The organism is Streptomyces pyxinae, from assembly GCF_024756275.1.
GTDB lineage: Bacteria > Actinomycetota > Actinomycetes > Streptomycetales > Streptomycetaceae > Streptomyces > Streptomyces pyxinae.
Genome location: NZ_JANUGQ010000005.1, coordinates 107,871 through 133,634 on the forward strand (window position 1 = coordinate 107,871; position 25,764 = coordinate 133,634).

Below are 25,764 nucleotides of genomic sequence, written 5' to 3' on the forward strand. Positions count from 1 at the left end.
CCCGGCACGGAGCCGGTGCCGCCCGGCGACGTGAGGTCCCGGCGCGGCACCGGAGCCGTACCGGGCCGCTCGCTGTTCCACAACTGCCCTATACAGAGGTGTAGTTGGGCGAAGCGGCTGGCAAATGGGGGCAATGGGGGCACGATCACCGCTCTGGTTACTCGTGCGTTCCGCACGGCCGATTGCTGACGGATGAGACTGTTGGCGCCTCCCGGCGGCTGGCAATCTCTTCCTCGTCAGCGGCGAACGGACACCGGAGACCCGGGGTACCGGACGCGGCGGACATCGGAGAACCGGGCAGACCGGTACCGGACTACCGGACGGAAGGGAGTGGGGGTGTGATGAAGGGATACGCCGTCTACTGCGACGCGGACCGCCACTTCTACGACGCGCCGTACCGGCTGTCCGAGGACGCGGACTCCGGCCGTGGGGGAGCGCCGTACGACGCGGCGCTGGCCCCGGTGCCGGAGGGCTGGCACCGCCACCGCAGCGGCGACTGGCTCGCGCTGCGCCCCGTCGACCACCGCCTGCCCGCCCAGGGCTGGAAGATCCACGTCTCGGCCACCCTCGGCAACGCCGAGTCGGTGCTGGCCCGGGTCTCGGAGTACTGCCTGACCCGCTCCATCGCCTTCAAGTTCGTGCCGAGCCGCTATCTGCTGCACACCCGCAACGCCAAGTACGCGGACCGCGCGGCGAGCGGCAAGTTCATCACCGTCTACCCGGCCGACGACGAGCAGTTCCGGGTCATCGCCGAGGACCTGGCGGAGCTGCTGGCCGGCGAGCCCGGCCCGTACATCCTCAGCGACCTCCGCTGGGGCGAGGGCCCGGTCTACGTCCGGTACGGCAGCTTCACCCGCCGGCACTGCTACGACGACAAGGGTGAGCTCTGTCCGGCGATCGAGGACGCCGACGGGCGGCTGGTGCCCGACCCGCGCGGCCCGGCCTTCCGGATACCGGAGTGGGTGACGCCGCCCGACTGCCTCCGTCCGCACCTGGAGGCCCGCTCGGCGGTGACGGTCACCGAGATCCCGTACACCATCGAGCAGGCGCTGCACTTCTCCAACGGCGGCGGGGTGTACATCGCCCGCGACCGCGCCACCGGCGAGAAGGTGGTCCTCAAGGAGGGCCGTCCGCACGCCGGACTGGCCGCCGACGGGGCCGACGCGGTGGCGAGGCTGCGGCGCGAACAGACCGCGCTGGAGCGGCTCTCCGGACTGCCGTGCACCCCCGAGGTCCGGGGCACCTTCGTCCTCGGTGACCATCACTTCCTGGCCATGGAGTTCCTGGAGGGCAAGCCCCTCAACACCTTCTTCGCCAGACGCCACCCGCTCATCGAGGCGGACCCGACCCCGGAACGGCTGGCCGAGTACACCCACTGGGCGCTGCGCGTCTACCGGCTGGTGGAGGAGGCCGTCGCCGCGGTGCACTCCCGGGGCGTGGTCTTCAACGACCTCCATCTCTTCAACATCATGGTCTCCGAGGACGAGTCCGCCGTGGCGCTGCTCGACTTCGAGGCGGCGGCCCATATCGACGAGGGCCGGCGGCAGACCGTCGCCAACCCCGCCTTCGTGGCCCCGGCCGACCGGCGCGGCTTCGCCGTCGACCGCTATGCCCTCGCCTGTCTGCGGCTCGCCCTGTTCATCCCGCTGACCAGCCTCTTCGCCCTGGACCGGAAGAAGGCCCGGCACCTCGCGGAGATCACCGCCGAACAGTTCCCGGTGGACCGGGAGTTCCTGGACGAGGCGGTGGACGAGATCCTGGACGGCACCGGACTGGGCAGGAGTGCGGCGCCCTATCTCCCGGTGGCCCCGGGCGACTGGCCGCGCAGCCGGGACTCGATGGCCGCGGCCGTGCTCGCCTCGGCCACCCCGGACCGCGAGGACCGCTACTTCCCGGGCGACATCGCCCAGTTCGCCGCCGCCGGCGGGGGACTGACCTTCGGCTACGGCACCGCCGGAGTCCTCTACGCGCTCGCCGAGACCGGTGCGCCGCCCTGCCCGGCCGCCGAGGAGTGGCTGCTCCGCCAGACCAAGGAACCGGAATCCGGCACCCCGATCGGCTTCTACGACGGGCTCGCCGGGGTCGCCTGGACCCTGGACCGGCTCGGCCACAGCGAACGCGCGGTGGAACTGGCGGAGTTGACCCTCCGCCGGCCGTGGGAGGACATCGCTCCCGATCTGCACGGCGGACTGGCCGGCGTGGGCCTCGCGCTCGACGCGCTGGCCACCGCCACCGGCGAGGCCAAACTCCACGACGCCGCCCTGCGCTGCGCCGAACTGGTCGCCGCCGCCACCCCGCGACTGACCCGGGCCGGGCTGCTGTACGGTGCCTCCGGCGCCGCCCTGCTCCTGGTGCGGCTCTACGAACGCACGGGCGACAGCGCCCTGTTGGACCGCGCCGCCGAGGCGCTCCGGCAGGATCTGGCGCGGTGCGTCCGCAGTGCCGGCGGCACCCTCCAGGTGGACGAGGGCTGGCGCACCATGCCCTACCTCGGCGCCGGCAGCGCCGGCATCGGAATGGTCCTCGACGACTATCTGGCCCACCGCACCGACGCGCAGTTCGAGGAAGCGCGCCGGGAGATCGTCCAGGCCGCCCAGGCCACCTTCTACGCCCAGCCCGGGCTCTTCCGGGGCGCCGCCGGCATGGTCCTGTACCTCAGCCGGACGACCACCCCGGGGCCCGGCACCGCCCCGGCCGATGTGCGCCGACAGATCGACGCGCTCGCCCGGCACGCCGTCCCGTACCAGGGCCATCTGGCCTTCCCCGGCGAACAGATGATGCGGCTGTCCATGGATCTCGCCACGGGCACCGCGGGCTGTCTGCTCGCCCTCGGCAGCGCCGCCACCGACGGCCACGCGCAGCTGCCGTTCCTGCCGCCGCTCCGGCGGCCCATGAGCCGGCCCCAGCCAGGGGTCGTAACCGCACACCGTCCCCATGAGAGAGAGGAACCATCATGACCCTTCTCGACCTGCAGTCGATGGAGACCCCGAAGGACGAGGCCACGGGCGACGTCGCCACCGGCAGCCGCGCCAGCCTGCTGCTCTGCGGCGACAGCAGCCTGAGCGTCACCACCTGTAACTGATCCAGGGTCGGTCGCGCGGTGCCGAATGCCGCGCGCCCGACGGTAAAAGGATCACCCGGTCCCGGACGGCGTCTCACCGTCCGGGACCGGGCTGTGTCCCGAGCTGTTCCCCGAGGAGGCACCCCACTCATGACCTCCCCGCCCCCCACGGCCACTCCGGTCGCCCGGCCGCCCGGGCCGGCTCCGGAGAAACCCGGCGACGGGCCGGGCAAGGACCCGGAGGACCGGAGCGCCGCCGACCGGCTGCTGTGGCGGGCCGCCCGGCACAGCGGGGGGCGTGGCGCGGCGATCCTGGTCTGCTCGGTCGCCTCCGCCCTGGCCGCGCTCGCCGAACCGGCCGTCCTCGGCCGCGCCCTGGATCTGCTCCTCGGCCACGACCCGGCCGCCGGCCGTCTGGTCCTCCTCTGCACGGCGCTGATCGTGGCCGAAGTGGTGCTGGACGCCGTGGTGGCCCTGCTCACCGGCACCACCAACGCCCGGTCCACCGCCTGGCTCCGGGGCCGGGCCGTCACCCGGCTGCTCGCCGCCTCGCCCGAGCACGCGGCCCGCTTCGCCCCCGGCGACCTGGCCACCCGGCTGACCGCCAACGCCACCGAGGCCGGAACCGTACCCGCCTCGGCCGCCGCCGGACTCGCCGCCCTGCTGCCCCCGCTGGGCGGAGTGGCGGCGCTGCTGCTCATCGACGCCTGGACGGCCGCCGCCTTCCTGGCCGGGGTGCCGCTGCTCCTGCTGCTGCTGCGCGCCTTCGCCCGCAGCTCCACCGAGAGCGTCTCCCGCTACCAGCGCGTCCAGTCCGCCATGGCCGGCCGGCTGCTGGAAACCCTGGCCGGCGCCCACACCGTCGCCGCCGCCGGCACCGCCGCCCGGGAGCGCCACCGGATCCTCACCGGCCCCCCGGGGCTTCCCGAACTGGCCGCCGAGGGACGGGCGATGTGGCTGGTCTACGGCCGGGCGGTGGCCCACAGCGGGGTGCTGATGCCGGTGCTGGTCTGCGTCGTCCTGGCCGTCGGGGGGATCCGGCTGGCGCAGGGCGCGCTCGGGGTCGGTGAACTGGTCGCCGCCTCCCGGTACGCCGCCCTGGCCGCCGGGGTCGGCGCCGTCTCCGGGCTGCTCGGCGCCGTGGTGCGCGGCCGCGCCGCCGCCCGCCGCACGGCGGAGGTGCCGGCCCTGCCGCCGCTGCCGCACGGCCGCGCCCTGCTGCCCCCGGGCGGTCCCGGTGCCCTGGAGCTGCGCGGGGTCACCGTGGAGCGGGCCGGGACGGCGGTGCTGGCCGATGTGGACCTGACGCTGCCCGGCGGGGCCACCGTCGCGGTCGTCGGCCGGTCCGGCGCCGGCAAGTCACTGCTGGCCGCCGTGGCCGGCCGGCTGCTCGCCCCGGACCGGGGACGGGTGCTGCTGGACGGCGTCGACCTGGCCGCGCTCGACCCGGCGGAACTGCGCCGGGAGGTGGGCCATGCCTTCGCCCGTCCCGCGCTCTTCGGGGCCACGGTCGGCGCGGCCGTCGCCTTCGGAGCCGCGTCGCCGGACGACGGCGCCGTACGGTCGGCCGGCCGGGCGGCGGGCGCCGACGGCTTCGTCCAGCGGCTGCCCGGCGGCTACCGGACCCCGGTCGCGGACGCCCCGCTCTCCGGCGGCGAACGGCAACGGCTCGGCCTCGCCCGGGCGTTCGCCCACGCCGGCCGGCTGCTGGTGCTGGACGACGCCATGTCCAGCCTGGACACCGTCACCCAGCGGGAGGTCGAACGGGCCCTCACCCAGCAGGTACGGCCCGGCACCCGGCTGCTCGTCACCCACCGGCTCTCCCGCGCCGCCGGGGCGGACCTGGTGGTCTGGCTGGACCGGGGCCGGGTACGCGCCACCGGGCCGCACCACGAGCTGTGGCGGGACCCCGGCTACCGCGCCCTCTTCGCCGTCCCGGAGCCGGACACCGAACCGGCGCCGGCCGCCGCCCCGGTACCCCCGGAGGCGGACCGGTGACGGCGGCGGAGACAGAGACGGATACGCATACGGGTACGGGTACGGAGACCGTGGCGGGGCCGGTGGAGGCCCGGGCCGCCGCACCGGCCGCGACGGAGCCGGCCGGACCGGAGGCCCCCGGGGTGGCCGCCCAGGGCCGGCGGTTCCTGTGGCGGCGCCGGCGCGTCCTGGTGGCCCTGGGCGGCTGGTCCCTGCTGGAGGCCGCGCACACCTTCCTCAGCGGCTACGGGGTGGCCAAGGCCCTGGACGACGGCTTCCTCGCCGGGCGCACCGGCACCGGACTGCTCTGGCTCGCGGTGGCCGCCGCCGGCACCCTGCTCGGCGGGCTCGCGGTGCGCGGGGTCTTCACCGCCCTCGCCGGACTGGTCGAGCCGTTCCGCGACGGACTGGTCCGCCGGGCCGTCTCGGGCGCGCTGGCCGCGGCGATCGCGGACCCGGCCCGGGCGGACAACTCGGCGGTCTCCCGGCTCACCCACCAGAGCGAGATCGCCCGGGACAGCTTCGCCGGTCTGGTGCTGACCGCCCGTTCCTTCGTCTTCACCGGCGTCGGGGCCCTGGTGGGCCTGGCCTCGCTGGACCCGGCGCTGCTGCCGGTGGTGCTGCCCCCGCTGCTGCTCGGCCTGGCGCTGTTCCTCTCCACCCTCGCCCCGATGGCCGCCGCCCAGCGGGCCTTCCTCGACGCCGACGAGGCCCTCTCGGACCGGGTGGGCGCGGTCGGCGCGGGATTCCGGGACGTGGTGGCGTGCGGCGGCCAAGGGGTGATCGGCGCCGAACTGGACCGGCTGATCGCCGCCGAGGCCCGGCTCGCCCGCCGCCTCGCCCGCTGGGCCGGGGTGCGCACCCTGGCCCTGGGCGCGGCCGGCCGGCTGCCGGTGGTGGCGCTGCTGCTGGCCATCCCCTGGCTGCTGCGCGGCGGCGCCACGGCCGGGGCGCTGCTCGGCGCGCTGACCTATCTGCTCCAGGCGCTGCTGCCCGCGCTGCACGCCCTGATGACCGCCTTCGGGGCGGCCGGCAGCCGGCTGCTGGTGGTCCTCGAACGGTTCCGCGCCGACCCCGCCCTCCCGGACTCGGCCGCCCCGGAGGCCGCGTCCGCGTTTCCGGACCCGGGGCCGCCGGGGGCCGCGTCCGCGCTTCCGGACCCGGGCCCGCCGGGGGCCGCGTCCGCCGCGCCCGACCGGGTCGCCCTCGGGGCCGCGCCCCCGCTTCCCGCCCGGGTCCTGTCGGAGTCCGCGCCCGCTGTTCCTGAGCCAACGGCGCCGGAGGCGGTGCCCGTGTGCCCGCGCCCGGGCCCGCCGGGAGCCGCGCCCGCCCCGACCGGGCCGGCCGCGCCGGAGGACCCGGGCCCGCCCGCCGCCGAACTGCGCGGGGTCACCTTCGCGTACGGCCCCGGCGCCCGCCCCGTACTGGACCGGCTCGACCTCACCGTCCGGCCGGGGGAGTGGCTGGCGGTGGTCGGCCCGAGCGGCATCGGCAAGTCCACGCTCACCGCGCTGCTCGCCGGCCTGCTCGCGCCGGACCGGGGCACGGTCACCCTGGGGGGCGCACTCGCCCGGGACCCGTCCGGGCGGGCTCCGCTCCAGCGCCGGACGCTCCTCCCCCAACAGGCGTACGTCTTCTCCGGAACCGTCCGCGAGAACCTCCGCTATCTGTCCCCGGACGCCTCAGCCGCCGACCTCCGGCGGGCCGTAGCGGCACTGGAGCTCGATCCGCTGATCGACCGGCTCGGTGGCCTGGAAGCGACCGTCGGCCCGGAGCGGCTGTCGGCGGGGGAGCGGCAGCGCCTGGCCCTCGGCCGTGCCCACCTCTCGCGGGCGCCGCTGCTGCTGCTGGACGAGGCCACCTGTCATCTGGACCCGGACACCGAGGAGCGGGCCGAGCGGGCCCTCGCCGCCCGGCCCGGCACCACTCTGGTGGTGGTCGCCCACCGGATCTCGTCCGCGCTGCGGGCCGACCGGGTGCTGCTCCTCGACGGTGACCGCGCTCTCTGCGCCCCGCACGACGAGCTGCTGGCCCGGTCGGCGCTCTACCGCGATCTGGCCGGCCTCTGGGAGACCGGCTGACGGACGGCACGGAAAGGCGCCCGGGCCCGCCGGTGCGGCGGTCCCGGGCGCGGGTCGGCTCGGGCGCCTCCGGGTGCCTCAGACCCAGCCGGCGCCCTGGGATATCCGGATGGCGTCTATTCGGTTGCGCGCGCCGACCTTGCGCGTCGCGGAGGCCATGTAATTGCGCACGGTCCCATTGGAGAGATGCAGGCCACGCGCTATCTCGGCGATGGACTCACCCTCGGCCGCCCGGGACAGCACGCTCAGCTCGCGCTGGGTGAGCGGCATCCGGGCCGCCTCCAGAAAGCCGAAGGCGAGCGATTCGTCGATGAACCGCTCGCCTTCGGCGACCTTTCGGATGGCCCGTACCAGGCGGTGTGTGGAGCCGTTCTTGTCCACATAGCCCAGTGCCCGAGCCTCGAAGGCTCTGCGCAGCGCCCCGGGCCGGCCCGCCGAGGCGAGCACGAGCAGAGCCATGCGCGGGGTCAGAATGGGCCCCGTGGGACCAGTGGTGCCGGTGATGTCGGTGGTGCCGGTGCTCACAGCACCCTCGGTGTCGCCTTCGAGCAGCGCGGTCGCGCCCGGACAGTCCAGGTCCACGACGCACACGTCCGGCCGTAAGGTCTGCGACAGACGCGCGGCGGTCCCCCAGCCGCAGGCGGACACGTCGAACGCCCCCTCCTTGGTGAGCAGCGCGGCCAGCGCGGACCTCAGCAGACTGACGCTGTGCAGCACGAGAACCCTCGTCATGCGGTTTCCCCTCCCACTCGTCCGACTCGGCACGCCCGGGGGCGTGCGCATAAGCCATCCAAGCGGTTTCCCCGCCATTCCGGAGAAGAACATGCTTTTGGGAGGTGACAGGGGCGCGTAGCACATTCGAACGAGCGCCCCTCCTGCAAAAGTGCGCCCACTGCGCTTCGGTATATCCATCATCCGGTCGAGTCATTTTTGCGTATGGCCCACTACGACGCCTCTCGCGTGATAAAGGCGGTCCGCTCGCCCGTTCCGGTGCCCCCGACCCGGCCCGCTCGCCGCCCCGCCGCCCCCATGAGCCGGCCGCCACCCCGCCGACCGGGCGGAATCGGACGGCGTACGCGGGACGGAGCGGCGCGTCGGCTTGCCGGACCCGGTTCGCCGGGGGTGGCCTGGCCCGTGCCTCCCAGCGTCCAGGAGCCGTTCCCGCGCCCTTTCCGAAGCACAGAAGCACAGAAGCACAGGAGTACCGGATGAACTTTCCGCCCCGGCCGACCCGCCGCGCCGCTGTCGCGGCCGCGCTGCTCGCCCTCGTCGCCTCCACCGCGCCCGCCGCCGCCGTGTCCGCCGGGCCCGTCCGGGCGCAGGGGCCCGACCGGGGGCTCTTCCTCACTGTCTCGGGGGCCGACCAGAGCTGGATCCGGGGCGTACGACTGCGCTGCATGCCCGAGCCCGAGGGCGTCCACCCGGAAGCCGCCGGTGCCTGCGCCGCGCTGGACGCCGCCGACGGGGACTTCGACCGGCTGGCCGGGCGCTCCAAGGCCTGCACCAAACGGTCCGAGCCGATCGAGGTCGGTGCCACCGGCAGCTGGCACGGCCGTACCGTCGGCTGGCGCAAGACCTACCCCAACGCGTGCCTGCTCGACGCGGCGACCGGCCCCGTCTTCCGGTTCTGACGGCGAGCCGCCGCCGCTCAGGTGTCGGCGGCGGCGGTTCCGATGGTGAGCATGCCGAGCACCACCCAGCCGAACCAGAGCCAGCCGTTGCTGCCGAGCGCCACCGTATAGGCGCTCGTCACCACCAGGGCTCCGAAGGTCAGTGCGGTCATGGTCTTCGTGGCAGCGGACATCGCGCCCTCCTCCCGGCCGGACCGTACGGCCATGGTCACCCGGACGGAGGGCATCGCGCCACTGTCCGGGCCCGCCCCGGCGAGATCTGACCGTGCGCGACCGGCCGGTGAGACCAGTCGCGCACGAGCCGCCGTACGAGCCTGCCGGCGGTGGCCGTCCCGGTGCGACGCGCCCGTCCGGTACGCCCGGCCGATGTACCCGGCCGGTACGCCCGGCCCGGCGCCCGGTCCTACCGGCCGCGCGCCTGGAGGGACGCGAGGTAGGCGTTGTACGCCGCCAGCTCCTTGTCACCGTCCCGGTCGGCCGCCCGGTCGGCGCGCTTCGCCGTCCGCTGCTCGGACCGGTACCACTGGTAGACCAGCGCGATCAGCACCAGCACCGAGGGGATCTCACTGAACCCCCAGGCGATGCCGCCGGCCGCCGTCTGGTCCGCCAGCGCCTCGATCCCGAGGGAGGCGGGCGGGCTGTCGTACACCTTGATCATCGGCTGGCTCGCCATCATCAGCGCGATACCGAAGAAGGCGTGGAACGGCATGCCGGCGAACAGCTCCAGCATCCGCATCACATAACCGGGCCGGTGCGGGCCCGGGTCCACGCCCATGATCGGCCAGAAGAAGACCAGGCCGACGGCGAGGAAGTGCACCATCATCGCGATATGACCCGCCTTCGAGCCCATCAGGGTGTCGAAGAGCGGGGTGAAGTACAGCCCGTAGAGGCTGGCGATGAACATCGGGATGGTGAACGCCGGGTGAGTGATCACCCGCATATAGCGGCTGTGCAGCAGCGCGAGCAGCAGTTCGCGCGGCCCCTTGGCCCCCCGCCGCGAGGCCACCGGCAGCGCCCGCAGCGCCAGCGTCACCGGGGCGCCCAGCAGCACCAGAATCGGCGAGACCATGCTGATCACCATGTGCTGCACCATGTGCACGCTGAACATGACCATGCCGTAGTCGTTCAGCTTGGTGCACATCACCAGCGCCACGCTCAGCACGCCGACCGCGAAGAAGACCGTGCGGCCGGCCGGCCAGGCGTCGCCGCGCCGGAGCAGCCGGACGACCCCCCACCCGTAGAGCACCAGGGCCAGCACACTGCCGACCAGGAAGAAGGTGTCGGGGGAGAACTCCAGCCCCCGGCCCAGGGTGAACGGCGGCAGGTCCATGGTCATGCCGTGGCCGCTGTGATCCATCCGCCGGCTCCTGATTCGTACGGGATCGTCCGCTTGCCGGTCCAGAGTAGAACCGCCCCCGGACGCGCTCGCGACCGGGGGCGGATGGTTGAACGGCGGAACGGTCCTCGTAGGAGCGACGAAACCATCCCCGGGGCCGCCGCCGGGGCGGGCGGGCCCGTCCCGGCGGCGGCGGAACCTCTCCCGGGGGAGTGGGCGGCTCCGCCCGGCTCGCGGTGCCGGGCTCAGAGGACGGTCTCGGCCTCCTCGTACCGCTGAGCCGGCACCGTCTTCAGCGTCTCGACGGCCCGGGCCAGCGGCACCATCTCGATGTCCGTGCCGCGCAGCGCGGTCAGCATCCCGAACTCGCCCCGGTGCGCCGCCTCCACCGCGTGCCAGCCGAAGCGGGTGGCCAGCACCCGGTCGTACGCGGTCGGAGTGCCGCCCCGCTGGACGTGGCCGAGGATCACCGGGCGCGCCTCCTTGCCGAGCCGCCGCTCCAGTTCCACCGAGAGCTGCCGGGCCACCCCGGCGAACCGCTCATGGCCGTAGACGTCGGTGCCGCCCTCGTCGAACTTCATGGAGCCGGGGCGCGGCTTGGCGCCCTCGGCCACCACCACGATGGCGAACCGCTTGCCCGCCTCGAAGCGCGCCCCGACCCGGGCCGTGAGCTCGTCGATGTCGAAGGGGCGCTCGGGCACCACGACCGCGTGGGCGCCGGCCGCCATTCCGGAGTGCAGCGCGATCCAGCCGGTGTGACGGCCCATGACCTCCACCACCAGCACCCGCTGATGCGACTCGGCGGTGGTCTTCAGCCGGTCGAGCGCCTCGGTGGCGACGCCCACCGCCGTGTCGAAGCCGAAGGTGACATCGGTCGCGGCGATGTCGTTGTCGATGGTCTTCGGCACACCGACGACCGGCAGTCCCGCCTCCGACATCAGGTGCGCCGCCTTGAGGGTGCCCTCACCGCCGATCGGAATGATCACGTCGAGCCCCAGGTCGGCCACGTACCCCCGGGCCCGCTCCACACCGTCCCGCAGACGGTCGGGCTGCACCCGGGAGGAGCCGAGGATGGTGCCGCCCGTCGCCAGGATGCCGCCCACCGCGTCCAGATCGAGCTTGCGGTAGTCGCACTCCAGCAGGCCCTTCCAGCCGTCGTGGAAGCCGATGACCTCGTCGCCGTGATCCACGACGGCACGGTGCACGACGGAACGGATGACGGCGTTCAGGCCGGGGCAGTCGCCGCCGGAAGTGAGCACACCAATGCGCATAGCCCGAAATACACCTTCTCAACGTGGGCCGACTCCCGGACCACGTCGTCCGGCTGGATCTCCGCCACCCTACCGGCGCGGACGACGGGGCCGAACCGTGCGTCCGGACCCCGGACGCACTTCGGATGAACAGACGGGACAGGCGAGAGAGACGAAGCGGAAGGGCGGGCGGAGGGACCCGGCCGCCCGGGACTCTCCGCCCGCCCGTCTGTCCGTCCGCCGGCCCTCCCGGGGGGCCCGGACCGGCGCGTCAGGCCGGCTGGGAGGCGGCGGCGATGCGCTCGGCGCGCAGCGCCTCGTACCAGCGGTCGTCGGTGGGCGGCAGCGCGTTCACATCGAGGGCCAGCTTCAGCAGCAGGTCCGCGATCTGCGGGTTGCGGGCCATCACCGGGCCGTGCATGTACGTGCCGAAGACCGTGTCGTTGTACGCGCCCTCGGTGCCGTCCCCGGTGCCGTTCCCGTTGCCGAAGACGGTACGGGCGAACGGCCGGGCGGTCGGGCCGAGATGGGTGACGCCCTGGTGGTTCTCGAACCCGGTCAGCTGGGGCAGGCCCAGCCGGGGGTCGATGTCGGCCAGCACGTCGCCCACGCACCGGTCGCCCTCGCCGCGGGTGGAGATCACGTCGATCAGGCCGAGGCCGGGCTCGCGCTCGCCCAGGTCGTTGATGAACTCATGGCCCAGGATCTGGTAACCCGCGCAGACCGAGAAGATGATCGCGCCGTTCTCGGCGGCCCGGTTCAGCCCGCCGTCCCGGCGCAGCCGCTCGGCCGCCAGCCGCTGCGGCCGGTCCTCGCCGCCGCCGATGAGGTAGATGTCACCGGAGGTCGGGATCGGCTGGTCGCTGCGGACGTCGACCCGCTGGACGTCCAGCCCGCGCTGCCGCGCCCGGCGCTCCACCACCAGGGCGTTGCCCTGGTCTCCGTACGTGCTGAGCAGGTCCGGGTAGACCCACACCAGCCGCAGACTGTTGTCGCTCATGCTCATGTCCTTCGGGGGGTCAGTTGCCGACGCGGCGGCGTACGTCCTGGAACGCGGTGTAGTTGGCGATCAGCTCGATCCGTCCCGGCGGGGCCTGCCGCACCGCCTCGTCCAGGGTGTCGCACACCCGGAAGTCCAGGCCCGCGACCTCCAGCCGCACCGCCAGGTCGAGCCGGCGGTCACCGATCACGAAGATCGGGTGCCCGGCCAGCCGGGTGTAGTCGACGTCCCACAGCCAGGAGGTGTCCGTGCCGTCCGCGCCCCGGGCGTTGACCGAGAGGATCACCGGCGTCGGCGGCGGGTCGATGAGGGAGAACGTTTCGAGCCAGCCCGCCGGGTTCTTCGCCAGCAGCAGCCGCAGCTCGCGCTCCAGCCAGGTCACGGTGTCGTACCGGCCGGCCACCGCCTGCACCTGGTACATCCGCTCCAGGGCGACCTGCGGCGGCACCCCGAACACGGCGGCGACGGCGGCCGACGAGGTGGCGTTCGCCTTGTTGGCGCGGCCCGGCAGCTGGAGGTGGATCGGCCAGGCGGAGCCGTGCGGGTCCAGCACATGGTCGCCGTGGAGCACCCAGCTGGGCGCGGGGCGGCGGAAGCCGCACTCGCCGCAGAACCAGTCGTCGCCCGGACGCTGCATCACACCGCCGCAGGCGGGGCACGACCAGGCGTCGTCCTTCCACTCCTGCCCGGCGGCCACCCAGACCACGTTCTGCGAGGAGGAGGCGGCCCACACGACCAGGGGGTCGTCGGCGTTGGCCACCACGACCGCCTTGGTGCCGGACAGACCCTCGCGCCACTTCTCCGCGAGCATCCGGGTCTCGGCCGCCCGGTCGAGCTGGTCGCGGGAGAGGTTGAGCAGCGCGATCGCCTTGGGCGTCACATCGCGGGCCACGCCCGCCAGGTACTTCTCGTCCACCTCGATGACGCCGAACTTGGCGTCCGAGCCGCCCGCGAGGGCCGAGGTGATGCCCGCCGGCATATTGGCGCCGAGCGCGTTCGACACCACCGGGCCGCTGGCCCGCAGGGCCTCCGCGATGAGCCGGGTGGTGGTCGTCTTGCCGTTGGTCGCGGACACCAGAACGACGTCCAGGTGATGCGCGAGCCGCCCCAGCAGGTCGGGGTCGAGCTTGAGCGCCACCCGGCCGCCGATCACCGATCCGCTGCCGCGTCCCGCCGCGCGAGACACCGCCGCCGCGGCCTTGCCCGCCGTCACGGCCAGCTTGGCGCGCGGCGACAGCGGCTCCGAGTTGCCTGCCATCGTCCTTGTTCCTCCTAGCGTGGGTCCGGGCTCAGCCTATCGAGATCCGGCCGGACGCCCGAACCGCGCCACCTGCCGGAACCCGGCCGGACGCCCGGAACGTACGCTTCGGCCATGCGAAACCGACCCCTCCCCGGCACCTCCGGCCGGCTCCAGGAGCTCTCCCTGCTGGGCGAACCGGTGCTCCACGAGCCCTGCGAGACCGTCACCGACTTCACCGCCGCGCCGGGCTGGGCGGGGGGCCTCTCCGCGTTCGTCGAGGACCTCTTCGCCACGATGTACGCGAACGGGGGCGTCGGTCTGGCGGCGAACCAGATCGGCGTGAACGCCCGGGTCTTCGTCTACGACTGCCCCGACGACGAGGACGTCCGTCATGTGGGCCATGTCGTCAACCCCCGGCTGGTGGAGGCGGACGGAGTGGTCGTCCGGGGGCCCGAAGGGTGCCTCTCGCTGCCCGGCATCGAGGCGGGCACGCCGCGCTTCGACCGCGCGGTGGTGGAGGGCGTCGACCGGCTGGGCGCCCCGGTGCGGGTGGAGGGCACCGGCTTCTTCGCCCGCTGCCTCCAGCACGAGTGCGACCATCTGGACGGGATCCTCTACACCGACCGCCTCGCCGGCCGGCGCCGCTCCAAGGCGCTCCGGCAGGCCCGCCGCACCTCCTGGTACCGCTCCGGGACCCGGGCCCGCGCCCTGGCGGCCGACCCGGGGAACCGGCCGCCCGCCCGGCCGGAGCGGGGGCGGTAGCCGGACGGCGCGGGACCGGCGCGGGTCCGGGCCCGCGCCTGGCCGGGCGGCCGGGTGGCCCGGGGGCCGGGGCGGTCCGGTACGTGTCCGTACCGCCCGGGGGTCGGGGCGGGGGCGGCCGGACCGGAGGGAGCCGGGGCCCGTACCTGTCCGTACGCCCCCGGGGCCGGCGCCCGTACGACCCGGCCCCGCACCTGTACCCGTACGCGCCGCCCGGGCCCCGCACTCGTACCCGTACCCGTCCGTACGACCCGGCCCCGGGCCCGTACCGTCGGGCGGCCTCAGAATGCCGGGCCGTCCGCCGCGCGGTCGTCCACCACCGCCAGCCGGCCCCACAGCAGATCGGCCAGCGCCCGGACCAACTCCGCACGTGAGCAGGGTCGTTCACCGAGCCACCAGTCGCCCGCCGCGTGCATCATGCCGACGATGCCATGGCCCCAGACCCGGGCCAGCGCTTCTCCGCCGGACCCCGGATCCACCCGCTCCGCGATGACCTGCCCCAGCTCCTCTCCCATCCGGCGCAGTACCGGTGCCGAGTGGCGGCCTATGTCGAAGCCGCGCTCCGTACCTTCCGTGCCGCCGGTGCTGTCGGTGCCATCGGCGCCGGCAGTACCGGCAGTACCGTCAGCGGGATGCATCAGGAACCGGTACACCTGCGGCCGGGCCTCGATCGCGGCCAGATAGGTGTCGAGTGTGGACTCGACCCGCCGCCGGCGGTCGGCCGGAGCGTCCAGGGCGTCCCGCAGGGCCGCGAGCAGAGCGTCCGTGTGCCGGGTGGCCAGCGCCCGGTAGAGCCCGCTCTTGTCCCCGAAGTGGCGGTAGAGGATCGGCTTGGTGATGCCCGCCTCGGCGGCGATGGCGTTCATCGACGCCCCCGGTCCGTCCCGGAGCACCACCCGGTCGGCCGCCTCCAGGAGTTCGCGCCGTCTGCGGTCGGCCGCGCGCTGCTGGTCGTCGCGGTGTGTGCTGGCCATGGTGGTTGTCTCCCCGCCCGTGCGATTGGTCCGTAAGGCCTGCGCAACGTAACACCGACCGGCACCGACCTCTGACAGGCCGCCGGTTGACAGGGGCTACTTGCCGGTAACAGACTGCAGTTACCGCAAGTAACACGCCGGGCGTGCCGGGAGGGAACCATGGCGGATTTCACACTCGACCTCAACGACGACCAGAAGCAGGTCCGTGACTGGCTGCACGGCTTCGCGGAGAACGTGATGCGGCCGGCCGCCGCGGAGTGGGACGAGCGCGAGGAGACCCCCTGGCCGATCATCCAGGAGGCGGCCAAGGTCGGCATCTACTCGCTGGACTTCTACGCCCAGCAGGCCTTCGACCCGACCGGCCTCGGCATCCCGCTCACCATGGAGGAGCTGTTCTGGGGCGACGCCGGGATCGCGCTCTCCATCGTCGGCACCGGTCTGGCCGCCGTCGGGGTGCTCGCCAACGGCACCGAGGAGCAGATCGGCACCTGGATCCCGCAGATGTACGGCGACGCCGCCGACGTCAAGGTCGCCGCCTTCTGCTCATCCGAGCCCGACGCCGGCTCCGACGTGGCCGCCATGCGCACCCGGGCCGTCTACGACGAGGCCAGGGACGAGTGGGTGCTGAACGGCACCAAGACCTGGGCCACCAACGGCGGCATCGCCAACGTCCATGTGGTGGTGGCCGTGGTCGACCCCGAGCTGGGTTCCAAGGGGCACGCCTCCTTCATCGTGCCGCCCGGCACCCGCGGGCTCTCCCAGGGCCAGAAGTTCAAGAAGCACGGCATCCGCGCCTCGCACACCGCCGAAGTGGTCCTGGAGGACGTCCGGGTGCCCGGCGGCTGCCTGCTCGGCGGCAAGGAGAAGCTGGACGAGCGGCTCGCCCGCGCCCGTGAGCGCTCCCGCGCCGGGGAGCAGATCAAGAACGCCGCCATGGCCACCTTCGAGGCGTCCCGCCCGGCGGTCGGCGCCATGGCGGTGGGCACCGCCCGGGCCGCGTACGAGGTGGCGCTCGACTACGCGAAGACCCGGCAGCAGTTCGGCCGCCCGATCATCGACAACCAGGGCGTCGCCTTCCAGCTCGCGGACATGCGTACCCGGATCGACGCCGCCCGGCTGCTGGTGTGGCGCGCCTCCTGGATGGCCACCACCGGCAAGCGGTTCACCTCCGCCGAGGGGTCCATGTCCAAGCTGTACGCCAGCGAGGTCGCCAAGGACGTCACCGCCCGCGCCGTCCAGATCCTCGGCGGCAACGGCTACACCCGCGAGTACCCGGTGGAGCGGATGCACCGGGACGCGGCGATCTACACCATCTTCGAGGGCACCAGCGAGATCCAGCGCCTGGTCATCGCCCGCACCCTCGGCGGCGTACCCATCCGCTGACCGGGGTGCCGGACGCGGTGGTCCGGTCCATGCCGAACGGACCGCCTGCTCCCGCGCGGGGAACAGGCGGTCCGTGTACCGGTCCGAGGCGGCCCGGGGCTACCGGGGCAGCGACTCCGTATCCTGCTCCGGCTCCGACATCATCCGCTTGCGCCAGCGGGTGACCCAGAAGCAGACCAGTACGGTGGCCAGCAGGGCCACCACCGGGCTGCCGAAGACCAGCAGCGCGATCAGGGTGCCGAGTGACTCCATGGTGACGAACCCGGCGGGCGGTCAGGCGGGGAGCCGGGACTCGATGGCGGCGACCAGCTCGTCCGACTCCGGCTCGGTGCGCGGCCGGAAGCGGGTGACCTCGCCCTCCGGCGAGAGCAGGAACTTCTCGAAGTTCCACTGCACGTCCCCGGCCTCGCCCGCCGCGTCCGCCGTCCGGGTCAGCTCCGCGTAGAGCGGGTGGCGGCCGTCCCCGTTGACCTCCGTCTTCTCCAGGAGCGGGAAGGTCACCCCGTACGTCGCCGAGCAGAAGGTGCCGATCTCCTCGGCCGTGCCCGGCTCCTGCCCGGCGAACTGGTTGCAGGGCACGCCCAGCACCGTGAAGCCCCGGTCGGCGTACCGCTGCTGGAGCCGCTCCAGGCCCGCGTACTGCGGCGTCAGTCCGCACCGGGACGCCACATTGACGATCAGCACGGCCTCGCCGCGGTGGCCGGCCAGGCTGGTCGGCTCACCGGCGAGGGTGCGCAGCGGGATGTCGTACAGGCTCATCGAGAGCTCCTTCTGCGGTGGTACCGGCGGCGGTACGGACGACGGTACGGATCTTGGGGCGGGTCGATCAAAGCACGGTGGGCCTGGTAGACAGCAAGGGTGTACGAACAGGAACCCACCCGCGAGCCGCTGCCCGGGACCGAGCCCGAAGCACCGGCGGGCCCGGACGGCCGGGGCGGTACCGGCACCGGTACCCGGAATCCGGTGCGCTGCCGGCTCTGTCACCGGCCGCTGACCGGCGCCGACTCCCGGCGTACCGGCCTCGGCCCCGACTGCGACGCCAAACTCCACCCGACCGGGCCGGACATCAGGACCCGCCGCCACGAGGTCGAGCAGGACACCCTGCCGGGACTCTGAGCTCTGATCCCGGCCGCGCCCCGGCCGGACGGCTCAGTGGCGGCGGAACAGGCCCTCCTGCACCACCGAGACCAGCAGCCGGCCCTCGCGGTCGTAGATCCGGCCGCGTGCCAGCCCGCGCCCGCCGGTGGCGATCGGGGACTCCTGGTCGTACAGGAACCACTCGTCGGCGCGGAACGGCCGGTGGAACCACATGGCGTGGTCCAGCGAGGCCATGTCGAAACCACGCGGCCCCCAGAGCGGTTCGACCGGGATCCGCACCGCGTCCAGCAGGGTCATGTCGGAGGCGTAGGTGAGCGCGCAGGTGTGCACCAGCGGGTCGTCGCCCAGCGGCCCGGTCGCGCGCATCCAGACGGCGCTGCGCGGATCGGCCCGCTCGACCTCCTCCCGGGTCCAGCGCAGCCGGTCGGCGTAGCGGATGTCGAACGGCATCCGCCGGGCCATCCGCTCCATCGCCTCCGGCAGCGCGCCCAGGTGCTCCCGCACCTCGTCGGCGACCCGGGGGAGGGTCTCGGGAGCCGGGAAGTCCAGCCGCGGCGGGAGCTGGTGGTCGAACCCGGTCTCCTCCGGGTGGTGGAAGGAAGCGGTCAGATTGAAGATCGTCTTGCCGTGCTGGACGGCGGTGACCCGGCGGGTGGTGAAGGAGCGGCCGTCCCGCACCCGCTCCACCTGGTAGACGATCGGTACCCCGGGGACCCCGGGACGCAGGAAGTACGCGTGCAGCGAGTGCACCGGGCGGTCGTTCTCCGTGGTCCGCCCGGCGGCCACCAGCGCCTGCCCGGCGACCTGCCCCCCGAAGACCCGCTGGAAGGACTCCTCGGGGCTGACGCCACGGAAGATGTTCACCTCGATCCGCTCCAGGTCGAGCAGATCGACAAGTCTGTCGGCGGGGTTGCTGCTCATCGCTCCGGTCCTCGCTCGTTCATGTCGGTGTCGGGGGGTGGGAGTGTCACGGTATGGGGGTGTGACGGGCGCCGCGGTGTCACCGTTCCGGTGCGGTCGTGGCGGTGTCACGGTACGACGGTGTGCCGGGCGGCCCGCGGTGTCACGGTACGGCGATGTGGCGGGAGCCGCGGTGTCACGGGTACGGCGGTGGCGCCGCGTCACGATCCCCGGACGGTGCCGTGCCACGATGTCACAGCGTGCCCACGGAGGTCACCCGGACCACCGCGCGGCCCTCCTCGTCGGAGGCCGCCAGGTCCACCTCGGCGCTGATGCCCCAGTCGTGGTCGCCGTTCGGATCGTGGAAGGTCTGGCGCACCCGCCACAGGCCGTGGTCCGGGTCCTCCTCGATGGCGAGCAGCCGGGGGCCGCGCGCGTCCGGGCCGGTGCCCAGCTCGTCGTACTCGGCCCAGTAGCCGTCCAGCGCCTCGCCCCAGGCGTCCGCGTCCCAGCCGGACTCGGCGTCCAGCTCGCCCAGCGCCGCCACGTCGTCCAGCGCGGCCAGCTCCACCCGGCGGAACAGCGCGTTGCGCACCAGCACCCGGAAGGCGCGGGCGTTGGCGGTGACCGGCTTGACCTGGTCGGCCTTCTCCTGCGCCTCCTCGGCGGACTCCACCTCGGGGTTGGCCAGTTGCTCCCACTCGTCCAGCAGACTGGAGTCCACCTGGCGCACCATCTCGCCCAGCCAGGCGATCAGATCCTCCAGGTCCTCGGTCTTCAGGTCGTCCGGAATGGTGTGGTCCAGCGCCTTGTAGGCGCTCGCCAGATAGCGGAGCACGATGCCCTCGGTCCGGGCCAGCTCGTAGAAGGAGGTGAACTCCGTGAAGGACAGCGCCCGTTCGTACATGTCCCGGATCACCGACTTGGGCGAGACCGGGTGGTCACCGACCCACGGGTGGGACTTGCGGTAGAGGTTGTACGCGTGCCACAGCAGCTCCTCCAGCGGCTTCGGGTACGACACCTCCTGGAGCCGCTCCATCCGCTCCTCGTACTCGACGCCGTCCGCCTTCATCGCGGCCACCGCCTCCCCGCGCGCCTTGTTCTGCTGGGCGGCGAGGATCTGGCGCGGGTCGTCGAGCGTGGACTCCACCACCGACACCATGTCCAGGGCGTACGACGGCGACTCCGGGTCCAGCAGCTCGTAGGCGGCCAGCGCGAAGGTGGAGAGCGGCTGGTTGAGCGCGAAGTCCTGCTGGAGATCGACGGTCAGCCGTACGGTACGGCCCTCGGCGTCCGGCTCGTCCAGCCGCTCCACCACCCCGCCGTCCAGCAGCGAGCGGTAGATGGCGATGGCCCGGCGGATGTGCCGCAGCTGCGCCTTGCGCGGCTCGTGGTTGTCCTCCAGCAGCTTCCGCATCGCCACGAAGGCGTCGCCCGGCCGGGCGATCACCGAGAGCAGCATGGTGTGGGTGACCCGGAACCGCGAGGTGAGCGGCTCGGGTTCGGAGGCGATCAGCTTCTCGAAGGTGTTCTGGCCCCAGGCGACGAACCCCTCCGGCGCCTTCTTCCGCACCACCTTGCGGCGCTTCTTGGGGTCGTCGCCCGCCTTGGCGAGCGCCTTCTCGTTCTCGATGACGTGCTCCGGCGCCTGTGCCACCACGAACCCCGCCGTGTCGAAGCCCGCCCGCCCGGCCCGCCCGGCGATCTGGTGGAACTCCCGTGCCCGCAGCGTGCGCACCCGGCTGCCGTCGTACTTGGTGAGCGCGGTGAACAGCACCGTACGGATGGGCACGTTGACGCCCACGCCCAGGGTGTCGGTCCCGCAGATCACCTTCAGCAGACCGGCCTGGGCCAGCTTCTCCACCAGCCGCCGGTACTTGGGCAGCATTCCCGCGTGGTGCACCCCGATGCCGTGCCGCACATAGCGGGAGAGGTTCTTGCCGAACTTGGTGGTGAACCGGAAGTTGCCGATCAGCTCCGCGATCCGGTCCTTCTCCTCCCGGGTGCACATGTTGATGCTCATCAGCGACTGCGCCCGCTCCACCGCCTGCGCCTGGGTGAAGTGCACGATGTAGACCGGCGCCTGCTTGGTGTCGAGCAGTTCGGTGAGCGTCTCGGTGATGGGCGTCAGCGCGTACTCGTACGAGAGCGGCACCGGGCGGGTCGCGGAACGCACCACCGCGGTGGGGCGGCCGGTGCGCCGGGTGAGGTCCTTCTCGAACATCGACACGTCGCCGAGGGTGGCCGACATCAGGACGAACTGCGCCTGCGGGAGTTCGAGCAGCGGGATCTGCCAGGCCCAGCCGCGGTCCGGCTCGGCGTAGAAGTGGAACTCGTCCATCACGACCTGGCCGATGTCGGCCTGGGCGCCGTCCCGCAGCGCGATCGAGGCCAGCACCTCGGCCGTGCAGCAGATCACCGGGGCGTCGGCGTTGACCGAGGCGTCGCCGGTCAGCATGCCGACGTTCTCGGTGCCGAAGATCTTGCAGAGGTCGAAGAACTTCTCCGACACCAGTGCCTTGATCGGCGCGGTGTAGAAGGTCACCTGGTCATTGGCGAGGGCGGTGAAGTGGGCGCCCGCCGCCACCAGGCTCTTCCCGGAGCCGGTGGGGGTGGAAAGGATCACATTCGCCCCCGACACCACCTCGATCAGCGCTTCCTCCTGGGCCGGATAGAGCGAGATGCCCCGTCCCTCGGCCCAGGACGAGAAGGTCTCGAAGAGGGTGTCGGGGTCGGCGTTCGGCGGGAGCTGATCGATGAGGGTCACGCCCCCATCTTGCCTGCCTTCCGTCCGGAAGCGGGAACCGGCCGGACGGCCCGCCCCCGACGGGCCCGCCGCCCGGCCCGTCCGGCTGCCGGGCGCGGACGTGAGCGGTCCGCGTGGCCGGCCGGAAGGCCGGGCGGGAACGCTCCCGCGGCGGCCGGCGCCGCCGGGGCCGGGACCGGGCCCCGGACGGCCGGTCGTCTCCGCACCCGGCGTCCGCCGTGGCCGGAACCGGTCACCGGGCCCAAGATCATGACCGTTAGGCTGGCCCGGCGGCCGGGCCCGGAAGGTGCCGGGGGACGCCCGTGGCCACCGGCCGCCGGCGGCCGGCCGGACACGCGCGAGACCGCGAGACAAGGGAAACGGGGCGGGGCAGACCGATGATGGGACCGGCGCACTCACTCTCCGGGGCCGCCGCCTGGCTGGGCGTCGGCGCCGCCACGGCGGCCGCCGGGTATCCGATGCCCTGGCCGGTGCTGGTGGTCGGGGCCCTGATCTGCGCGGGCGCCGCGCTCGCGCCCGACCTCGACCACAAGGCGGCGACCATCTCCCGGGCCTTCGGACCGGTGTCCCGCTGGCTCTGCGAGATCGTCGACGTCCTCTCGTACGCCGTCTACAAGGCGACCAGGTCCAAGGGCGACCCGCGCCGCTCGGGCGGCCACCGGACGCTCACCCACACCTGGGTCTGGGCGGTGCTGGTCGGCGCCGGCTGCTCCGCGCTGGCGATCACCGGCGGCCGGTGGGCGGTGCTGGGCATCCTCTTCGTCCATCTGGTGCTGGCGGTGGAGGGCCTGCTCTGGCGGGCCGCCCGGGTCTCCAGCGACGTCCTGGTCTGGCTGCTCGGGGCGACCAGCGCCTGGATCCTCGCGGGCGTCCTGGACCAGCCGGGCAACGGCGCCGGGTGGCTCTTCGCCGAACCGGGCCAGGAGTACCTGTGGCTGGGGCTGCCGATCGTGCTCGGCGCCCTGGTCCACGACATCGGGGACGCCCTGACCGTCTCCGGCTGCCCGATCCTCTGGCCCATCCCGATAGGCCGGAAGCGCTGGTATCCGCTGGGCCCGCCGAAGGCGATGCGCTTCCGGGCCGGCAGCTGGGTGGAGCTCAAGGTGCTGATGCCCGTCTTCATGCTGCTGGGCGGCCTGGGCGGGGCCGCCGCGCTGAACCTGATCTGACCGGGCCGAGTCCGGGGCCCTCAGCCCGGCGAGGCGCTCCCGCCCGGCCCGTATCCCCGCCCGGCCCGTATCCCCGCCCGGCCCGTATCCCCGCCCGGGCCGGGTCCACCCCCGGGCCCGGGCCCTCTGCCGGGCAGCACCGGGCGGAACCGTCGGCCGGGCGGGAACCTTCCCCGATCCGGGAACTCGGCCGGGCGGGAACCTTCCCCCGTTCCGGACGCTCAGCCGGGCCGGACCGAGTCCACCCCCGGCCGGGACCGCTGCCACTCGCCCCGGGTGAAGTCGGGGATCGGCTGCGGCGCGCCGCCCGCCCTGATCGACGCGTGGCTCAGCGGCACCGGGGCCGTCCAGGTGGCGGCGTCGTACACGTCGAAGTCCGGGACCAGTCCCAGCCGCATGCACTGGATCAGCCGGAAGAGCATCAGGTAGTCCATACCGCCGTGGCCGCCCGGCGGGTTGGCGTGCTCCTTCCAGAGCCAGTGGTCGAACTCGTCCGCGTACCGCGAGAAGTCGCCCCACTCGTCGTCCTGGTGGTCCGGCTCCAGATAGATCCGCTCGGGGTAGTCCTCGAAGACGCCCTTGGTGCCGCCCAGGCTGTTGATCCTGCTGTACGGGTGCGGGGTCGACACATCGTGCTCCAGCCGGATGATCCGGCCCCGGGCGGTCCGTACGACGCTGATGGTGCGGTCGCTCTCGATGTACGTCTCCTTCCAACTCGGGTCGCCGGGCGGCATATGGGCGGCCCGGTACTCGGCCAGACCGAGCGCCGGGGAGCCGAAGCTGCTGATGGCGACGGCCCGGTCGCCCCGGTTGACGTCCATGTAGTTGGCGACCGGGCCGAAGCCGTGGTTGGGGTAGAGATCGCCGCGCAGCCGGGTGTGCCAGAGCCGCCGCCAGGGGCCCTCGTAGTACTTCGGGTCGAACATCAGCCCGCGCAGATCGTGGTTGTACGCGCCCGCCCCGTGCAGCAGCTCGCCGAACTTCCCCGCGTGCGCCATCCGCAGCACCCGCATCTCGTTCCGGCCGTAGCAGCAGTTCTCCAGCTGCATGCAGTGGCGCCGGGTGCGCTCGGAGAGGTCGACCAGGGTCCACAGCTCGTCCAGCCGCATGGCGATCGGACACTCCACCCCGACGTGCTTCCCGTTGACCAGCGCCGTTCTCGCCATCTCGAAGTGGAAGTCCCAGGGGGTGGCCACATAGACGAGGTCGACGTCCCCGCGCCGGCAGAGCTGTACGTAGTCGTTCTCGCCCTTGGCGTAGACGGCCGGCGCGGGCTGCCCGGCCGCCACCACCTTGGCGGCCGCCGCCTCGGTCTTGGCCTTCACCGGGTCGCAGACGGCGACCACCCGTACGCCCGGCAGGGCCAGAAACAGATCGATCATGCTGCCGCCCCGGTTGCCGAGGCCGACGATGCCCACCCGGACGGTGGAGCGCCGGTCGAACGGCACCCCCGCCATCGTCCGGCCCTGCCGGGGCGGTGCCTCCCCGGCCGCCGTTCCGTCCGGTGCCGTGTCCGTGCCGGTGTTCGGCCCGGCCGCCGCGGCGGGGGTGGTGCCCAGGGCTCCGAGCCCCAGTCCGGCCCCCACCGCACCCGCCGCGCCCGCCGTGGTCCGCAGCACCGTGCGGCGGCTCGGCGTGCCTTCGGGGTGGTCGGTGGGATCCTGGGGCGCGGATGCGGTCTCGCTCATCGAAGCCTCCCGTATGTCCGGTGTCATGCCGTGTACTGCGTGCCGTGCGCCGTGCCGTGCGGGTACGCCGGGCGCGTGTCCGGCCCGTGAACTCCGGGAAGGACCTTGTCGGGCGAGGCAGTTGATGCGCAAGAGCGCGGATTGGACTCCGGTGCCGGGATGTTGGACTCCCGTACCCATGGCCGTACGGCAGCGGCCCTGCGGTTGTACGTCCCGGGCCCGCGGTCGTACGCCCCGGCCACCGGCCTCGCGGGCAGCGGCGGTTGTCACGCGCCGGGGGCAGGTGTCAGGGCCGGGTGGCGCGCTCCAGTTCCAGCAGCACCGAGCGGTAGGGACGGCCGGTGGCCCGGTCCATACCGATCTCGCACATGCGATTGGCGGAAAGGTACGCGTCGAACTCCCGGCCCGACACCTCGGTCGCCTCCCGCGCGGTCGCGGCGGCGGTCGGCTCCGGGTGGAGCATGCCCCGGTCGCCCGCGAAGGCGCAGCGGCCCGTGTCGGCCGGCACCACCACCTCCTCGGCGCAGGCCGCCGCGAGCGCGGTCAGCCGCTCCGCGTCCCCGAGACGGAGCAAGGGCACCCCGCCGGGCCCGGGCAGCGCGCCCAGGTCGTCGCGGAGCCGGCCGGGGGAGCCGGTCGCCAGCGGATCCGCCACCCGATCGGGCGAGGGGGCGCGGTCGGGAGAGGGGCGGAGGGCCTCCGGCCCGGGCTCCGGCAGCGGCGTGTCACGGTCCCTCGCGTGGTGCCCGGCGGGGTGCGCGGGCGCGCCGCGGCCCGGCGGCGGCGCTACGGCCCCCCGTCGACCAGGGTGGCCAGCAGCTCGCCGAGGGTCCGGCGCTGATCGGCGGTCAGTGGGGAAAGGATGTCCTCCACGGCGGCCCGGCGGGCGACGCGCAGCCGCCGCAGCGTGTCGCGCCCGGTCTCGGTGAGCTCGATCCGGATCACCCGCCGGTTGTCCGGGTCCGGCGCCCGGCGCACCCGCCCGCTCGCCTCCAGCCCGTCGACCAGGCTGGTCACCGCCCGGGGTACGACCTCCAGCCGCGCGGCCAGATCCGCCATCCGGGGCGGGCGCTCGTAGTGCGCCACGGTCCGCAGCAACCGGGACTGGGCGGGGGTGATCGCGATGTCGGCCGAGTCCAGCAGGCGCTGCTGGCTGCGGTGGAGCCGGCGGGTGAGCCGCAGCAGCTGTTCGGCCAGCATCCCGTCGGGATCGGCGTCCGGGCGGGACGGGCCGGGCGGGCCGGACGGGCAGGGGGGACCGGGCGGGTGCGGTGGCCGGGGGGACATGACCGTACGGTATCAGGAAAATGGTCATTGTGAAGGTAGGTAACGATGAGCTATGCTCACCAAGTGTGCCGGTGAGGGCCCGCTCCGGCGGGCCGTCACCGGAGAGTCCGTCGCGTCATGCCGCCCATGCCGCCATGTAGCAATGCCGTCATGCCGCCGT

Annotated in this window: 22 protein-coding genes and 1 pseudogene; 9 read left to right on the forward strand and 14 right to left on the reverse strand. The window is 73.6% G+C overall.

Annotated features, from left to right (window positions below):
• Positions 1 to 338: 338 nt before the first annotated feature.
• The 4 genes from lanKC to NX801_RS08450 all read left to right on the forward strand — a co-directional run bounded on the left by lanKC (position 339) and on the right by NX801_RS08450 (position 7,119).
• The gene (gene lanKC / locus NX801_RS08435; protein ID WP_258786574.1) at positions 339 to 2,957 is read left to right on the forward strand and encodes a class III lanthionine synthetase LanKC; all 2,619 of its coding nucleotides are present in this window, start codon (positions 339 to 341) and stop codon (positions 2,955 to 2,957) included.
• The gene (locus NX801_RS08440; protein WP_248634227.1) at positions 2,954 to 3,082 is read left to right on the forward strand and encodes a SapB/AmfS family lanthipeptide; all 129 of its coding nucleotides are present in this window, start codon (positions 2,954 to 2,956) and stop codon (positions 3,080 to 3,082) included. Before lanKC ends, NX801_RS08440 begins: the two co-directional genes overlap by 4 nt.
• A 129-nt stretch (positions 3,083 to 3,211) precedes the next feature.
• Complete coding sequence (locus NX801_RS08445; protein WP_258786575.1) at positions 3,212 to 5,059, forward strand: ATP-binding cassette domain-containing protein; 1,848 nt, start codon at positions 3,212 to 3,214, stop codon at positions 5,057 to 5,059.
• A 50-nt stretch (positions 5,060 to 5,109) separates the two neighbouring features.
• Positions 5,110 to 7,119: an ATP-binding cassette domain-containing protein gene (locus tag NX801_RS08450; protein WP_428986099.1), complete on the forward strand. Its 2,010-nt coding sequence runs from the start codon at positions 5,110 to 5,112 to the stop codon at positions 7,117 to 7,119.
• Between the two features lie 78 nt (positions 7,120 to 7,197).
• Here NX801_RS08450 and NX801_RS08455 read toward each other — a convergent pair whose 3' ends face one another.
• Positions 7,198 to 7,851 carry a response regulator transcription factor gene (locus NX801_RS08455; protein ID WP_258786576.1) on the reverse strand — a complete coding sequence of 218 codons (654 nt, stop codon included), beginning with the start codon at positions 7,849 to 7,851 and terminating at the stop codon, positions 7,198 to 7,200.
• Positions 7,852 to 8,327: 476 nt separating this feature from the next.
• On the opposite strand from NX801_RS08455, the gene NX801_RS08460 reads away from it, so the two are divergent.
• Positions 8,328 to 8,750, forward strand: coding sequence for a subtilase-type protease inhibitor (locus NX801_RS08460; RefSeq protein WP_258786578.1), 423 nt, complete (start codon positions 8,328 to 8,330; stop codon positions 8,748 to 8,750).
• Positions 8,751 to 8,767: 17 nt separating this feature from the next.
• Here NX801_RS08460 and NX801_RS08465 read toward each other — a convergent pair whose 3' ends face one another.
• From NX801_RS08465 to NX801_RS08485, 5 genes are all read right to left on the reverse strand, one after another.
• The gene (locus NX801_RS08465) at positions 8,768 to 8,923 is read right to left on the reverse strand and encodes a hypothetical protein (RefSeq protein WP_258786579.1); all 156 of its coding nucleotides are present in this window, start codon (positions 8,921 to 8,923) and stop codon (positions 8,768 to 8,770) included.
• 230 nt (positions 8,924 to 9,153) lie between these two features.
• On the reverse strand, positions 9,154 to 10,107 hold the full coding sequence (locus tag NX801_RS08470) for a cytochrome c oxidase assembly protein (protein ID WP_258786580.1): 954 nt from the start codon (positions 10,105 to 10,107) through the stop codon (positions 9,154 to 9,156).
• 224 nt (positions 10,108 to 10,331) lie between these two features.
• Entirely contained in the window at positions 10,332 to 11,357 is a 1,026-nt protein-coding gene (locus tag NX801_RS08475) for a 6-phosphofructokinase (protein WP_258786581.1), read from the reverse strand.
• A gap of 250 nt (positions 11,358 to 11,607) precedes the next feature.
• Positions 11,608 to 12,336 (reverse strand): type 1 glutamine amidotransferase, encoded by a 729-nt coding sequence (locus NX801_RS08480; protein WP_258786583.1) that lies wholly within the window; start codon positions 12,334 to 12,336, stop codon positions 11,608 to 11,610.
• Between the two features lie 19 nt (positions 12,337 to 12,355).
• Positions 12,356 to 13,594 (reverse strand): MurT ligase domain-containing protein, encoded by a 1,239-nt coding sequence (locus tag NX801_RS08485; protein ID WP_258786585.1) that lies wholly within the window; start codon positions 13,592 to 13,594, stop codon positions 12,356 to 12,358.
• 114 nt (positions 13,595 to 13,708) lie between these two features.
• Between NX801_RS08485 and def the strand changes: the two genes are divergently transcribed.
• Positions 13,709 to 14,338 carry a peptide deformylase gene (def, locus tag NX801_RS08490; RefSeq protein WP_258786586.1) on the forward strand — a complete coding sequence of 210 codons (630 nt, stop codon included), beginning with the start codon at positions 13,709 to 13,711 and terminating at the stop codon, positions 14,336 to 14,338.
• A gap of 281 nt (positions 14,339 to 14,619) precedes the next feature.
• On the opposite strand, the gene NX801_RS08495 is transcribed toward def, so the two are convergent.
• Positions 14,620 to 15,312, reverse strand: a complete 693-nt coding sequence (locus NX801_RS08495; RefSeq protein ID WP_258786587.1) for a TetR/AcrR family transcriptional regulator — start codon at positions 15,310 to 15,312, stop codon at positions 14,620 to 14,622.
• A gap of 159 nt (positions 15,313 to 15,471) precedes the next feature.
• Here NX801_RS08495 and NX801_RS08500 point away from each other — a divergent pair, with 159 nt between their 5' ends.
• A complete protein-coding gene (locus tag NX801_RS08500) occupies positions 15,472 to 16,695 on the forward strand; it encodes an acyl-CoA dehydrogenase family protein (protein WP_258786588.1) in 1,224 nt (407 codons plus the stop codon).
• A gap of 99 nt (positions 16,696 to 16,794) precedes the next feature.
• On the opposite strand, the gene NX801_RS08505 is transcribed toward NX801_RS08500, so the two are convergent.
• A complete protein-coding gene (locus NX801_RS08505; protein ID WP_258786589.1) occupies positions 16,795 to 16,947 on the reverse strand; it encodes a hypothetical protein in 153 nt (50 codons plus the stop codon).
• Between the two features lie 21 nt (positions 16,948 to 16,968).
• Entirely contained in the window at positions 16,969 to 17,454 is a 486-nt protein-coding gene (locus tag NX801_RS08510) for a glutathione peroxidase (RefSeq protein WP_258786590.1), read from the reverse strand.
• A gap of 99 nt (positions 17,455 to 17,553) precedes the next feature.
• On the opposite strand from NX801_RS08510, the gene NX801_RS08515 reads away from it, so the two are divergent.
• Positions 17,554 to 17,811 carry a DUF6011 domain-containing protein gene (locus NX801_RS08515; protein WP_428986100.1) on the forward strand — a complete coding sequence of 86 codons (258 nt, stop codon included), beginning with the start codon at positions 17,554 to 17,556 and terminating at the stop codon, positions 17,809 to 17,811.
• A 33-nt stretch (positions 17,812 to 17,844) separates the two neighbouring features.
• Here the strand turns inward: NX801_RS08515 and NX801_RS08520 are convergent, their stop codons facing one another.
• On the reverse strand, positions 17,845 to 18,714 hold the full coding sequence (locus tag NX801_RS08520; RefSeq protein WP_258786591.1) for an acyl-CoA thioesterase: 870 nt from the start codon (positions 18,712 to 18,714) through the stop codon (positions 17,845 to 17,847).
• Between the two features lie 232 nt (positions 18,715 to 18,946).
• Positions 18,947 to 21,460 (reverse strand): DEAD/DEAH box helicase, encoded by a 2,514-nt coding sequence (locus NX801_RS08525; protein ID WP_258786592.1) that lies wholly within the window; start codon positions 21,458 to 21,460, stop codon positions 18,947 to 18,949.
• Positions 21,461 to 21,837: 377 nt separating this feature from the next.
• On the opposite strand from NX801_RS08525, the gene NX801_RS08530 reads away from it, so the two are divergent.
• Positions 21,838 to 22,629 carry a metal-dependent hydrolase gene (locus NX801_RS08530; RefSeq protein WP_258786593.1) on the forward strand — a complete coding sequence of 264 codons (792 nt, stop codon included), beginning with the start codon at positions 21,838 to 21,840 and terminating at the stop codon, positions 22,627 to 22,629.
• Between the two features lie 221 nt (positions 22,630 to 22,850).
• On the opposite strand, the gene NX801_RS08535 is transcribed toward NX801_RS08530, so the two are convergent.
• From NX801_RS08535 to NX801_RS08545, 3 genes and pseudogenes are all read right to left on the reverse strand, one after another.
• Positions 22,851 to 24,317 carry a Gfo/Idh/MocA family protein gene (locus tag NX801_RS08535; RefSeq protein WP_258786595.1) on the reverse strand — a complete coding sequence of 489 codons (1,467 nt, stop codon included), beginning with the start codon at positions 24,315 to 24,317 and terminating at the stop codon, positions 22,851 to 22,853.
• A 286-nt stretch (positions 24,318 to 24,603) separates the two neighbouring features.
• A pseudogene (locus NX801_RS08540) lies at positions 24,604 to 24,882 on the reverse strand (hypothetical protein); the annotation flags it as partial.
• A 221-nt stretch (positions 24,883 to 25,103) separates the two neighbouring features.
• The gene (locus tag NX801_RS08545) at positions 25,104 to 25,604 is read right to left on the reverse strand and encodes a MarR family winged helix-turn-helix transcriptional regulator (protein ID WP_428986101.1); all 501 of its coding nucleotides are present in this window, start codon (positions 25,602 to 25,604) and stop codon (positions 25,104 to 25,106) included.
• Positions 25,605 to 25,764 lie beyond the last annotated feature (160 nt).